Source organism: Burkholderia sp. Bp8984, from assembly GCF_003853755.1.
Taxonomy (GTDB): domain Bacteria; phylum Pseudomonadota; class Gammaproteobacteria; order Burkholderiales; family Burkholderiaceae; genus Burkholderia.
Genome location: NZ_QTQN01000053.1, coordinates 24,309 through 37,099 on the forward strand (window position 1 = coordinate 24,309; position 12,791 = coordinate 37,099).

Below are 12,791 nucleotides of genomic sequence, written 5' to 3' on the forward strand. Positions count from 1 at the left end.
GCGGCAGGCATCCTGCCGATTCACTCAACGCTTGCCGGGAGGCACGCATGGCGATTCTCGAAATGCTCGGCTTCGGAACCGAAGGCTGGGGCGGTGTGCTGCTGCTCGCCGCACTGATGACGGTCGCGCTGACGCTCGCCGCGCTCGCGGTCGGCGCGGTGATCGGCGCGGCGATCGCGGCGGCGAAGCTGTCGCGCTACCGCAGCGCGCGCCTGCTCGGCGACCTGTACACGACGGTATTTCGCGGCGTGCCCGAACTGCTCGTCATCTATCTGTTCTACTTCGGCGGCTCGACGCTCGTCACGGCCGTCGGCCAGTGGTTCGGCGCGGAAGGCTTCATCGGCGTGCCGCCGTTCGTGATCGGCGCGCTCGCGGTCGGCATGATCTCGGGCGCCTACCAGGCGGAGGTGTATCGCGCGGCGGTGCTCGCGGTGTCGAAGGGCGAGCTCGAAGCGGCGCGCGCGATCGGCATGCCGCGCAGCATGGTGCTGCGGCGCATCCTGGTTCCGCAGGTGCTGCGCTTCGCGCTGCCCGGGATCGGCAACGTGTGGCAGCTGAGCCTCAAGGACTCGGCACTGATCTCGGTCACCGGGCTCGCCGAGCTGTTGCGCACGAGCCAGATCGCCGCCAACTCGACCCACCAGTACTTCGTGTTCTTCGTCGCGGGCGGGGCGTTGTATCTGCTGATGACGGGCGTGTCGAACCGCGTGTTCAACCGGGCGGAAGCGATCGTCGGCCGGTCGTTCCGCCGCAATTTCGCGCGCAACTGACGGAGAACGTGCATGTCCCTCGATTTCGCTTTTCTCTTCGATACGCTGCGCCAGCTGCTCGCGGCCGTACCGACCACGCTCGGCCTGTTCTTCGCCTCGCTCGTGCTCGGCGGCCTGCTGTCGCTCGTGATCGTCACGATGCGCGTGTCGCCGCGCTGGCTGCCGAACCGTTTCGCGCGGGCCTACATCCTCGTGTTTCGCGGCTCGCCGCTGCTGATCCAGATGTTCCTCGTGTATTACGGGCTCGGCCAGTTCGGCGTGATCCGCGAAAGCTTCATGTGGCCGCTGCTGCGCGAGCCGTACGTCTGCGCGGTGCTGTCGCTCGCGCTGTGCACGGCGGGCTACACGGCCGAGATCCTGCGCGGCGGGCTGATGGCCGTGCCGGTCGGGCAGATCGAGGCCGGCTATTCGATCGGCCTGTCGGGCTTCGCGCTGCTGCGGCGCGTGATCGGCCCGATCGCGTTGCGCCAGTGCCTGCCCGCGTATTCGACCGAAGCGGTGCTGCTCGTCAAGTCGACCGCGCTGGCGAGCCTCGTCACGGTATGGGAAGTGACGGGCGTCGCGCAGCAGATCATCCAGCAAACCTATCGGACGACCGAGGTGTTCGTCTGCGCCGCCGTGATCTATCTGGGCCTGAACTTCATCGTCGTGCGCCTGCTCGGCGCGCTCGAATGGCGGCTTTCCGGGCACCTGCGTGCGCCGAAGCCCACCGGTGCGCCCGCCGCGGCGACGCGCAATCCTCAACGCGTCGCGCCCTGAGCGTCCCCGTCCTTTCCAGGAGAATCCGATGAACACCGCTGCTCCCGTTGCGCTGTCGGTCAAGAACATCCACAAGTCGTTCGGCGACCATCATGTGCTGAAGGGCATTTCGCTCGACGCGCATGAGGGCGACGTCATCTCGATCCTCGGCGCGAGCGGCTCGGGCAAGAGCACGTTCCTGCGCTGCCTGAACCTGCTCGAGACACCCGACGACGGCTCCGTCGCGCTCGCCGGGGAAACGCTCGCGATGAAGCGCGCGCGCGACGGCAAGCTGCATCCGAGCGACCGGCGCCAGGTCGACCGGATCCGCTCCCAGCTCGGCATGGTCTTTCAGAACTTCAACCTGTGGTCCCACATGACGGTGCTCGACAACCTCGTCGAGGGGCCGCTGCGCGTGCAAAAGCGCAGCCGCGCCGAAGCGGTCGAGGAGGCCGAGGCGCTGCTGGCGCGCGTCGGTCTCGCCGACAAGCGCGGCTACTATCCGGCGCACCTGTCGGGCGGCCAGCAGCAGCGCGTCGCGATCGCCCGCGCGCTCGCGATGCATCCGAAAGTGATGCTGTTCGACGAACCGACGTCGGCGCTCGATCCCGAGCTGGTCGGCGAAGTGCTGCGCGTGATGCGCTCGCTGGCGGAAGAGGGGCGCACGATGCTGGTCGTCACGCATGAAATGGGCTTCGCGCGGCACGTGTCGAATCGCGTGCTGTTCCTGCATCAGGGCGAGGTCGACTCGGACGGGCCGCCCGACGCGCTGTTCGGCGGCCAGTGCTCGGAGCGCTTCCGGCAATTCGTGTCGAGCCACCACGACCGCACCACCAACTGAGGCTGCCATGACCGTATTCCGTGCGGCCCGGCCGCTCGACTGGCGACAGGTTGCGGCGGTGGCGGCCGGCGAGCCGCTGGCGCTGGCCGACGAGGCACGCGCGCGTGTCGTTGCCGCGCGCGAACTCGTCGACGAGATCGTCGCGCGCGGGATTCGCGCTTACGGCGTCAATACCGGCGTGGGCGCGCTGTGCGACGTGATCGTGTCGCCGGCACAGCAGAGCACGCTGTCGCGCAACATCCTGATGAGTCACGCGGTCGGCGTCGGCATGCCGCTCGGCGCGGCCGAAACGCGCGCGATCATCGCGGCCGCGATCAACAATTTCGCGCACGGGCATTCGGGCGTCCATGCCGACGTCGTCGACCAGCTCGTCGCGCTGCTCGAGCACGATTGCCTGCCGGAGGTGCCGGCGCACGGCTCGGTCGGCTATCTGACCCACATGGCGCACGTCGCGCTCGTCTGCATCGGGCACGGCCATGCGCGCCATCGCGGCGAACGCATCGGCGGCGCCGAGGCGCTGCGCCGCATCGGCCGCGAACCGCTCGTGCTCGGTGCGAAGGAAGGGTTGAGCCTGGTCAACGGCACGCCGTGCGTCACGGGGCTCGCCGCGCTCGCGCTGGCCCGCGCGGAACGGCTGCTCGATTGGGCCGACTGGATCGCGGCGGCGAGCTTCGAGAATCTCGGCGGGCAGCTCGCCGCGTTCGACCCGGCCTCGCTCGCGTTGCGGATCTCGCCCGGCATCGGGCACGTCGGCGCGCGCTTGCGGACGATGCTGGCCGACAGCCCGATGCTCGCCGCGGCGAGCGGGCGGCATACGCAGGATCCGTTGAGCCTGCGCACGATTCCGCACGTGCACGGCGCGGCGCGCGACGTGTTCGCGGTCACGGCGGACGTCGTCGATCGCGAGCTCGCGTCCGTCACCGACAATCCGATCGTCGCCGGTACGCGCGATGCGCCGGCCGTTCATTCGCAGGCGCATGCGGTCGGCGCGGGCATCGCGCTGGCGATGGACAGCCTCGCGGCCGCGATGGCGCAGGTGGCGGCCATCGCCGAGCGGCGGCTGGACCGTCTCGTCAATCCGCTCGTGAGCGGCCTGCCGGCGTTTCTCGCGGCGCCGGGCGGCACGTGTTCGGGCTTCATGATCGCGCAGTACACGGCGGTCGCGCTGGTCGCGCAGAATCAGCGGCTCGCGGCGCCGGCGAGCCTCGACGGCGGCATTACGTCGGGGCTGCAGGAAGATCACCTGTGTCATGCGACGCCGGCCGCGCTGAAGGCGCTCGACATCATCGAGAACGCGACGCGCGTGCTCGCGATCGAGCTGCTCGCCGCCGCGCAGGCATACGACTTGCAAGCGAGTGAAACCGGGCGGGCCGCGTCGACCGACGCGCTGTGGCGACACGTGCGCGAACGCGTACCGGCGTATCGCGACGACCGGCCGCTCGCGGACGACATCGCGATCGCGGCCGGCATCGTCGGGGGGGCGCCGCCGCCGTTGCAGTGACGACCGGCGACGATTGGCGACGACTGGCGGATCATCCAATATTCATTCGGTCGAGGGTGCATGAACGAGACGGAGCGACAACTTTCCGCACGACCGGCGAGGGCATCGGGCGAGGCCGTGCCGGCGCGCGCACTGCCGGCCTATCAACAGATCAAGCGCTACGTCGTCGAGCGGATCGCGAAGGGCGACTGGAAACCCGGCGGCGCGATCCCGACCGAGGCCGAGCTGGTCAAGGAATTCGGCGTGGCCCGGATGACGGTGTCGCGCGCGCTGCGCGAACTGACGAACGAACGCGTGCTGACCCGCATCCAGGGTGCCGGCACGTTCGTCGAGCGCCGGCATTACGAATCGACGGTCCTGGAGATCCGCAACATCGCGGACGAGATTGCGGAACGCGGGCATCGGCACAGCGCGCGCGTCGTGCTGATCGAGCGCAGCGTCGACCCGGACGCGATCGATGCGCTCGGGCTTCGCTCGGGGCCGGTGTTTCATTCGCGCATCGTGCATTTCGAGGAAGACGAGCCGATCCAGTTCGAGGATCGCTACGTCAATCCGGCGTTGTTTCCCGACTACCTGGAGCAGGATTTCACGATCGAGACGCCGAACCACTACATGGTGCGGCTCGCGCCGATCCAGCGCGCCGAGTTCCGGATCTATGCGGAGAAACCCAATGCGCAGGTGCGCCGGCATCTCGTGATGGAAATCGGCGAGCCGTGCCTGGTGTTGAAGCGCCGCACCTGGGTCGGCGAGCACGTCGCGACGTCGGTCAGGCTGTGGCATCCGGCGTCGCGGTTTCACCTGGCGGGGAAGATGTAGGGACGCGGCGAGCGGCGCGCATCGAGCCGAGGCAATCGGCATGGATGTCCTGCGCGTCGGCGAATGATGCGGCCCGGCCGCTGACGCCACCCGGCGCGTGACGATCGCGAAGAACGCGTCGTGCGGGCACCGGGCGTGCCCATCGAACCGTTCGTTCCTTCGCCCGTCGGCATGCGTACGCGCATTCACCGACCTGAATACCGGCAGAGAGTGGCGCATAATGTTTCGAGGTCGACCCTTGGCTGGAAGAGGGTTTTATGCGCTGCACAATTTGCGGATCGGAGAATCCTCCCGGTGCGGGGTTCTGCCAGGAATGTGGTGCCGTGCTGTCCCGCACCTGCCCGCAGTGCGGGCATGACGCAGCGCCGGCAGCCCGCTTCTGCAGCCATTGCGGTGCGCCGCTGGCGACACCTGCCGCCGCGGCGCCATTGTCCCGACCGTCGGCTCACGCGCCGTCGCCCACCCCGATTCATTACACGCCCGATCATCTGGCCGAGCGCATCCGTGCCGAACACGCGGCGATGGAAGCGCGCGGCGAGCCCGCCGGCGAGCGCAAGACCGTTACCGCGCTGTTTGCCGACATGGCCGGGTCGACCGCGCTGATCCACGACCTCGATCCCGAAGTGGCGCATCGCCTGATCGTGCCGGTGGTCGAGCTGATGATGGAGGCGGTCCACTACTACGAAGGGTACGTCGCCAAATCGCTCGGCGACGGCATCCTCGCGCTGTTCGGCGCGCCGATCGCCCACGAGGACCACGCGCAGCGCGCGCTCTTCGCCGCATTGCGCATGCAGCAGGCGATGCGCCAGCACGGCGACCGGATTCGGCTGCAGGAAGGCATTCCTCTGCAGATTCGGGTCGGCGTGCATACGGGCGAGGTCGTCGTCCGTTCGATCCGCACCGACGACTTGCACACCGAATACGACCCGCTCGGGCATACGATCCACATCGCGTCGCGGATCGAGGGCATCGCCACGCCCACGTCGATTCTCGTCAGCGAATCCACCCACAAGCTGGCCGAAGGCTATTTCGAGTTCAAGGCGCTCGGGGCCACGCAACTCAAGGGCATTCCCGCGCCGCTATGCGTCTACGAAGTGCTGGGGCTGGGTGCGTTGCGCACGCGCCTGCAGCTGGCGGCGCACCGTGGTCTCGCGCGGTTCGTCGGGCGCGAAACGGAACTGGAACACCTGAACCGGGCCCTGGAGACCATGCGGGCCGGGCACGGGCGCGTGGTCGGCGTGGTGGGCGAGGCCGGCGTCGGCAAGTCTCGCCTGTTCCACGAGTTCAAGGAGCGTTCACGGCGCGGCGCGCTGGTGCTGGAGACGTTTTCGGTATCGCACGGCAAGGCGTTTTCCAATTTGCCGCTGATCGAACTCCTGAAGAACTATTTCCAGATCACGCCGCAGGACGACGAGCGGCGCTGCCGGGAAAAGGTCATCGGCAAGGCGCTCGCGCTGGAGCGCGATTTCGAGGACCTCGTGCCGTACGTCCTCTATCTGCTCGGCATCGGCGAGGGCGGCTCGGTGCTGGTCGAGATGGACCCGCAGATCCGCCGCGAGCGCACCTTCGACGCGATCAGGCAGCTGTTTGTGCGCGAGAGCCAGAATCAGCCGGTTCATTTGCTGTTCGAGGATCTGCAATGGCTGGACCGTGAAACGGAAGCATTCCTGAGCTACCTGATCGACCACGTGCCGGACGCACGCATCCTGCTGTTGGTGAACTACCGGCCCGAGTATCGGCCGGCGTGGGCCGGCGCGGTTCATTGCAGCAGGATCCGGCTCGAGCCGCTCGGCCCGTCCGATGCGCAGGGGCTGCTCACGGCGCTGCTCGGCGAGGATCGCACGCTCGTGCCGCTGAAGCAGCTCATTCTGGAGAAGACGGAGGGCAATCCGTTCTTCATGGAGGAAGTGGTCCAGACGCTCGTCGAAGAGAAGTCGCTGCTCGGCGAGGCCGGGCGTTATCGCATCGTGGAGACGCCGGCGACGCTGCATATCCCGACCACCGTGCAGGGCGTGCTGGCGGCCCGGATCGATCGGCTTCCCGTCGAGGAAAAGGAACTGCTGCAGGCGCTTGCCGTGATCGGCCACGAGTTTCCGTTCAGCCTGATCCGGCGCATCTGCGGCGAGGTGGCGGCGCGGGACGACGAACTGCGTCGCCTGCTCGCGCATCTGGAAGCCGCGGAGTTCATCTACGAGCGGCCCGCCTTTCCCGAGGTCAATTATTCGTTCAAGCACGCGCTGACCCAGGAAGTGGCCGGGCGCTCGTTGCTCACGGAGCGGCGCACCGCGCTGCACGAGCGCACCGCGCAGGCGATCGAGGTGCTGTTCCCGACGCGCATCGCCGATTACTGCAGCGAACTCGCGCATCACTACGGTCAGAGCGGCAACATTCCGAAGGCGGTCGAATACCTGCATCGTGCGGCCCAGCAGGCGCTGCGCCATGCGGCTCATCACGATGCGATGAATCACCTCGGCGCGGCGCTTGCGTTGCTGAAGGGCTTGCCGGACACACCGATGCGCGCGCATTGGGAACTGACGCTGCTGCTGTCCCTCGGGCCGGTCCTGATGGATGTGCGCGGGTATGGCGCGACGGAGGTGGGCGCCACCTATACGCGCGCGCTCGAGTTGTGCGAGCGCACGGGCGAGGTATCGCAACGCTTCGCGACGCAGCTGGGATTGCGGATGCACCACGTGGTGCGCGGCGAATATGCGCTCGCGACCGACCTGGGCCGGCAGATGCTCGGTACGGCCCGCGATGCGAACGACCCCGGCTTTCTCATCGAGGCCCATAGCGCGCTGGGTTCGTGCTTCTTCCTGCAGGGCGATTTCACGGCCGCCCGCACCCACCTGGAACAGGCGATCGCGATCTACGATCCGGAGCAGCATCAGGCCCACGTGTTCGCGCACGGGGTCGATCCTGGCATCCGGGCGCTCAGTTTCCTGGTGTTGACCCTGTGGATCCAGGGGTATCCCGACCAGGCGCTCAGGCGCAGCGTCGAAGCGCTGGCGCTCGCACGGCGCCTTTCCTATGGGCCGTCCCTGGCGTTCAGCCTGACCTACACGGCACACCTGCATCAGCTGCGGCGCGAGCCGACGCTTGCCGCCGAGCGCGCGGAAGCGGTCATTGCCGTATCGACCGAGCACGGCTTGCCGTACTGGCTCGCATGGGGGACGCTCCTGCGGGGCTGGGCGATGAGCGCGCAAGGCAACATCCGGGACGGCATCGCGCAGATGCGGCTGGGCCTCGATGCGCAGCGGGCCGCCGGCGGCGAAGACCAGCGGCCCTATTCCCTCGCGCTGCTGGCCGACAGTTACTGGCGCGCGGGCGACCGGCGGGCAGCGCTGGACCTGCTGGAAGAGGCGACGACGCTCGTCGAGCAAACCGGTGAGCACTGCTTCGAGGCCGAGCTGTACCGGCTCACGGGCGTCTATCTGGCCGGCGGGGCGAGCGAGCAGGGGGCCGTCGCGGCGAGCGAAGAGGGGGCCGTCGCAACGTGCGACGAAGGGGCCGTCGCGGCGCGCGACGACAAGGCCGCCGGCTGCTTTGACCGGGCGATCGAGCGCGCGCGCCGCCAGGGTGCCCGAGCGCTGGAATTGCGGGCGGCGTCGGACCTTGCGCGGCTGTTGCAGCGGCAGGGGAAAACCGTGGAGGCGAGGCGAGCGCTGTCCGAGGTGCTCGCCTGCTTCACGGAAGGTTTCGATACGAGCGACCTGCGCGACGCGAAAGCGCTGCTGGATGCATTGGACGCGCGCGCAGGATGAATGGAACAACGGCGCACGGCGACGGATCGCGTGACGACGTGCGCTCGATGACCTGCCGCTGCTCCGCCTGCGCGGAGCGCCGAGGAGACGGGCATGGCAACCACGCACGCAAGACGCGGCAACGATGGCCCGCGCAAACCGATTGCGCTCGCGTTGCAGGGCGGCGGAATGCACGGCGCCTTCACCTGGGGCGTGCTCGACCGCATGCTCGAAGACGGCCGGCTCGACATCGAAGGCGTCAGTGCAACCAGCGCCGGCGCGATGAACGCCGCGGTACTCGCATACGGGCTGCACAAGGGCGGCGAAGACGGCGCGCGTCAGGCACTCCACGACTTCTGGCACGCGGTCGCGCAATCGGCGGAGCGCTACAACCCGCTGCGCTGGATGCCCTGGCTGAAGGGCACGCACAGCTTCGGGCTCGATCATTCGCCGCTGTATGCGTTCGCCGACATGATGCTGCGGGTCTTTTCACCCTATCAGTTCAATCCGAACAACCTGAATCCGCTGCGCGAGGTGCTCGAAAGCCAGGTCGATTTCGACGCGCTGCGCAAGCACTGTCCGATCCGGCTGTACGTGTGCGCGACCAACGTCGAGACGGGGAAGATCCGCCTGTTCACCGGAGCGGACCTCAGTGCCGACGCGGTGCTGGCATCGGCATGCGTGCCGACCCTGTTCCAGGCGGTCTCGATCGACGGCGAGTACTACTGGGATGGCGGGTACATGGGCAATCCTGCCATCTATCCGCTCATCTACAACTGCGCGACGCGCGACGTCGTGATCGTGCACATCAATCCGCTCGTGCGTCGCGGCGTGCCGATCACGGCCGCGGAAATCCTCAACCGGATCAGCGAGATCAGTTTCAATTCGTCGCTGATGCGCGAGATGCGGGCGATCGCGTTCGTCACCGACCTGATCCAGCAAGGCACGATACAACGCGGCGAGATGAAGGAAATGCTGATTCATTCCATTCGCGCCGACGATGCGCTGTCCGCGCTGAGCGTATCGAGCAAGTACAACGCGGATTGGACATTTCTGAGCGAACTGCATGACCACGGGCGACGCGAAGCGGATGTGTGGCTCGCGCATCACTACGGAAACATCGGGCAGCGCTCGAGCATCGACATCCGCAGGGAATTTCTCTGAGCGCATCGCAGTCATGTCGGCATGGGGCGATTCCGCGCGGGCGCCCCGGTCCAAGGAGCGAACGTGAACCGGATGCAGGCGCGGTTCGTCGCGTTGTGGTCGTGCAGCGGCGGGACCCATGCCGAGGAGGTCTATCGCAGGCTCGCGCAATGCTACGCGGAGCCGGCGCGCCATTACCATACGCTCGTGCATGTACGGCGATGCCTGCGTCATCTCGACCTGGCGCGCGACGCGATTCCCGCGCCGGACGCCGTCGAACTCGCGCTCTGGTTCCATGACGTGATCTTCTTGCCCGGCGCGAAGGACAACGAGCAGCGTAGCGCGGACTGGTTCCGGCACCAGGCCGGGGGGCGAATCCGCGCGTGCGACCCCGTCTGCGCGATGATCCTCGCGACGACCCACGCGGGCATTGCCGCGCAACCGGATACCCGCTTCACGTGCGACATCGACCTGGCCGCGCTCGGCGCTTCCCGCAGCCGGTTTCGCGAAGACGGCCGGCGTTTGCGGGCAGAGCGTCCCGATCTCGACGACCGGGCCTACGATTTTCATGAGCGGACCATTCTGCGCGGGCTGCTCGTGCGTCCGCGCATCTATCTGACGGAATTCTTCTACGCGCGCTGCGAGAGGCAGGCGCGCAGGAACCTGAGCTGGCGGCTGGGGTTGCCGGTTCCTGAACCGGAATGACGACCCGCCGCGCTGGCGCAATGATCGATCGAAGCGGTGCCCGGGCGCCAGGGCAACCTGACCCGACAGACCCGCCGCGCGTGCGTCGCGCGCCAAGGGAACCGGTGCGCGCCCGCCGGTCGGGACCACGTTGCGGCGAACGGCGGCCCTCGGGCACTCTAGAATTGGCATGTAACGTATTGCAGTGGCCTGGCCCGGACAATGTTCCAGGTGTCGTTTCGATATCGCTTTGCCAGGCGATCTGCTCATTCCAACGGATACCAACATGCGCATCCCGCCGCTCAAGGCAATCATCGCGTTCGAAAGCGTCGCCCGGACCAAAAGCGTCAATCGTGCCGCGGAAGAACTGGGCCTGACCGCGTCCGCCGTGAGTCACCAGCTCAGCAACCTCGAATCGCAGATCGGCCAGCCGCTGTTCCAGCGATCAGGGCGCGGGCTCGTCCTCACGCCGACCGGCGAGCGCTATCTGGCGGACGTCACCGGCTCGCTGGCCGACCTGAGCCGCGCCACCGAGCGCGCGTCGAGCCGCGCCGAGGTCGATATCCTGCGCGTGCATTCGAGCCCGAGCTTCGGGCTGATGTGGCTGTTGCCGCGGCTGTCGTCGTTTCAGGAAGCGAACGGCGATATCCAGCTGAACCTGGCGTGTTCTTACGAAAACGTATCGTTCTCGAACGGCTTCTACGATATCGACGTCCGCCACGGCTACGGCAACTGGGACAACCTCGAGGTGAAGACGATGCGCGGCGAGTTCATCGCGCCGCTCGCGTCGCCGCAGTACCTCGAACGGCATCCGGTGAACGCGCCGGAAGACCTCCTCGCGCATCGGCTGATCTATTCCGAAACGCCGCTCGTGCAGTGGAAACAGTGGTTCGGCCGGGCCGGCGTATCGCTCGCGGCTCGCAAGACCTTCGACTTTTCGTTCGACCGGTCGTACATGTCGCTCGAAACCGCCGCGCTCGGCCTCGGCATCGCGCTCGAAAGCCTGATGCTCGCGTCGGTGAAGATTCGCGAAGGCGCGCTGGTGCCCGTGTTCGACGAGACGCATGCGGTGGAAGTCGGTGCGCATCATCTCGTTTACCCGCGGCAGAACGCGGAACTGCCTCGCGTGAAACGCTTCCTTGCGTGGATCGAGCGGGAAGTCGCGGCGCAGCGCCGCGCGAACTGAGCGTCGCGCGTCCGGGCCGCGTGCAATATTGCGTTGCAGCACGCCGTGACGGCCCGCGCGGCGTCATCTGAAATTTTCTCAACCATGCCTGAGCGTTTCCGCGTTGATGCGGGTGTCCGGAGAGCCGACACTCTGCACACACATCAACACAGGAGACGAACGATGTTGCTCGACAACAGGACCATCATCGTGACCGGCGCGGCATCGCCGCGCGGTATCGGCAAGGCCACGGCCCGCACGCTGGCCGCCCAGGGCGCGCGCGTGGCGATTCTCGACCTGCGTCGCGAGGACGCCGAAGCGGCCGCCGCCGAGCTCGGGCCCGACCACCTCGGCCTGGCCTGCGACGTGACCGATCGCGACGCGTGCGTGGCCGCGGCCCGCGCGACGCTGGCGCGTTATGGCCGTATCGACGGCCTCGTGAACAACGCCGGCATCACGCAGCCGGTGCGCACGCTGGACATTTCCGGGCGCGACTTCGATGCGATCGTCGACGTGAACCTGCGCGGCACGCTGTACATGTCGCAGGCGGTGCTGCCGGCGATGAAGGAGCAGCGCGGCGGCAGCATCGTGTGCATGTCGTCGGTGTCCGCGCAGCGCGGCGGCGGCATCTTCGGCGGCCCGCACTACAGCGCCGCGAAGGCCGGCGTGCTTGGCCTCGCGAAGGCGATGGCGCGCGAGTTCGGCGCCGACCGTATCCGCGTCAATTCGATCACGCCGGGCCTGATCCAGACCGACATCACCGGCGACAAGCTGACGCCCGACATGCGCGAGGAGATCGTCAAGGGCATTCCGCTCGGCCGCCTCGGCGATGCCGCCGATGTCGCCAATGCGTGCCTGTTCCTGCTGAGCGACCTGTCGAGCTACCTGACGGGCATCACGCTGGACGTCAACGGCGGGATGCTGATTCACTGAGAACGGCGCCGCGACACGCGCGGCGCCGACCATCATGCACCCGGGACAACCCGGGGCCATGGCAGGAGACAAAGATGAGAGCAAAGTACCCCGCCTCGCCGGTTCAGGGCGAGCTGCTGCAACGGGACGACGCGCAGACGTTCGAAGCGGCGACCTATGCGAAGGTCGCGCGACGGCTGATCCCGTTCCTGATGTTGTGCTATCTCGGTGCGTATCTCGACCGCGTCAACGTCGGCTTCGCGAAACTGCAGATGCTCAACGACCTGCGTTTCAGCGAGACCGTGTACGGGATGGGCGCAGGCATTTTCTTTCTCGGCTACTTTCTGTTCGAAGTACCGAGCAACCTGATCCTGCATCGCGTCGGCGCGCGCCGCTGGCTCGCGCGCATCATGCTGACGTGGGCCGTGATTTCCGCGAGCTTCGTGTTCGTGAAGTCGCCCGCCGCGTTCTACGTGCTGCG

At 67.5% G+C, this 12,791-nt stretch carries 11 protein-coding genes; all 11 read left to right on the forward strand.

Translation table 11 applies throughout. The annotated features are described in order from the left end of the window. Positions 1-47 precede the first annotated feature (47 nt). A complete protein-coding gene (locus DID98_RS33315; protein ID WP_044845491.1) occupies positions 48-770 on the forward strand; it encodes an ABC transporter permease in 723 nt (240 codons plus the stop codon). A gap of 12 nt (positions 771-782) precedes the next feature. Then, entirely contained in the window at positions 783-1,529 is a 747-nt protein-coding gene (locus tag DID98_RS33320; protein WP_124489575.1) for an ABC transporter permease, read from the forward strand. 28 nt (positions 1,530-1,557) lie between these two features. Next, entirely contained in the window at positions 1,558-2,349 is a 792-nt protein-coding gene (locus tag DID98_RS33325) for an ABC transporter ATP-binding protein (protein ID WP_124489576.1), read from the forward strand. Between the two features lie 7 nt (positions 2,350-2,356). Further along, positions 2,357-3,850, forward strand: a complete 1,494-nt coding sequence (hutH, locus tag DID98_RS33330) for a histidine ammonia-lyase (protein WP_124489577.1) — start codon at positions 2,357-2,359, stop codon at positions 3,848-3,850. A 60-nt stretch (positions 3,851-3,910) separates the two neighbouring features. Further along, the gene (hutC, locus tag DID98_RS33335; RefSeq protein WP_124489578.1) at positions 3,911-4,666 is read left to right on the forward strand and encodes a histidine utilization repressor; all 756 of its coding nucleotides are present in this window, start codon (positions 3,911-3,913) and stop codon (positions 4,664-4,666) included. Positions 4,667-4,923: 257 nt separating this feature from the next. Further along, positions 4,924-8,427, forward strand: coding sequence for an adenylate/guanylate cyclase domain-containing protein (locus DID98_RS33340; protein WP_124572074.1), 3,504 nt, complete (start codon positions 4,924-4,926; stop codon positions 8,425-8,427). A 93-nt stretch (positions 8,428-8,520) separates the two neighbouring features. Then, positions 8,521-9,570 (forward strand): patatin-like phospholipase family protein, encoded by a 1,050-nt coding sequence (locus DID98_RS33345; RefSeq protein WP_124489580.1) that lies wholly within the window; start codon positions 8,521-8,523, stop codon positions 9,568-9,570. Positions 9,571-9,633: 63 nt separating this feature from the next. After that, complete coding sequence (locus DID98_RS33350) at positions 9,634-10,254, forward strand: hypothetical protein (protein WP_124572075.1); 621 nt, start codon at positions 9,634-9,636, stop codon at positions 10,252-10,254. A 265-nt stretch (positions 10,255-10,519) separates the two neighbouring features. Continuing rightward, a complete protein-coding gene (locus DID98_RS33355; protein ID WP_044845498.1) occupies positions 10,520-11,419 on the forward strand; it encodes a LysR substrate-binding domain-containing protein in 900 nt (299 codons plus the stop codon). 162 nt (positions 11,420-11,581) lie between these two features. Then, positions 11,582-12,331 carry an SDR family NAD(P)-dependent oxidoreductase gene (locus tag DID98_RS33360; protein WP_124572076.1) on the forward strand — a complete coding sequence of 250 codons (750 nt, stop codon included), beginning with the start codon at positions 11,582-11,584 and terminating at the stop codon, positions 12,329-12,331. Between the two features lie 74 nt (positions 12,332-12,405). Continuing rightward, positions 12,406-12,791 (forward strand): MFS transporter (locus tag DID98_RS33365; RefSeq protein ID WP_124492235.1); only part of this gene is annotated, 386 nt, incomplete at its 3' end.

Excerpts from the sequence above, each read along its gene's own strand:
- DID98_RS33320 (WP_124489575.1), top strand. The coding sequence starts at position 783 with ATGTCCCTCGATTTCGCTTTTCTCTTCGATACGCTGCGCCAGCTGCTC.
- hutH (WP_124489577.1), top strand. The coding sequence starts at position 2,357 with ATGACCGTATTCCGTGCGGCCCGGCCGCTCGACTGGCGACAGGTTGCG.
- DID98_RS33325 (WP_124489576.1), top strand. The coding sequence starts at position 1,558 with ATGAACACCGCTGCTCCCGTTGCGCTGTCGGTCAAGAACATCCACAAG.
- DID98_RS33360 (WP_124572076.1), top strand. The coding sequence starts at position 11,582 with ATGTTGCTCGACAACAGGACCATCATCGTGACCGGCGCGGCATCGCCG.
- DID98_RS33315 (WP_044845491.1), top strand. The coding sequence starts at position 48 with ATGGCGATTCTCGAAATGCTCGGCTTCGGAACCGAAGGCTGGGGCGGT.
- hutC (WP_124489578.1), top strand. The coding sequence starts at position 3,911 with ATGAACGAGACGGAGCGACAACTTTCCGCACGACCGGCGAGGGCATCG.
- DID98_RS33345 (WP_124489580.1), top strand. The coding sequence starts at position 8,521 with ATGGCAACCACGCACGCAAGACGCGGCAACGATGGCCCGCGCAAACCG.
- DID98_RS33340 (WP_124572074.1), top strand. The coding sequence starts at position 4,924 with ATGCGCTGCACAATTTGCGGATCGGAGAATCCTCCCGGTGCGGGGTTC.
- DID98_RS33355 (WP_044845498.1), top strand. The coding sequence starts at position 10,520 with ATGCGCATCCCGCCGCTCAAGGCAATCATCGCGTTCGAAAGCGTCGCC.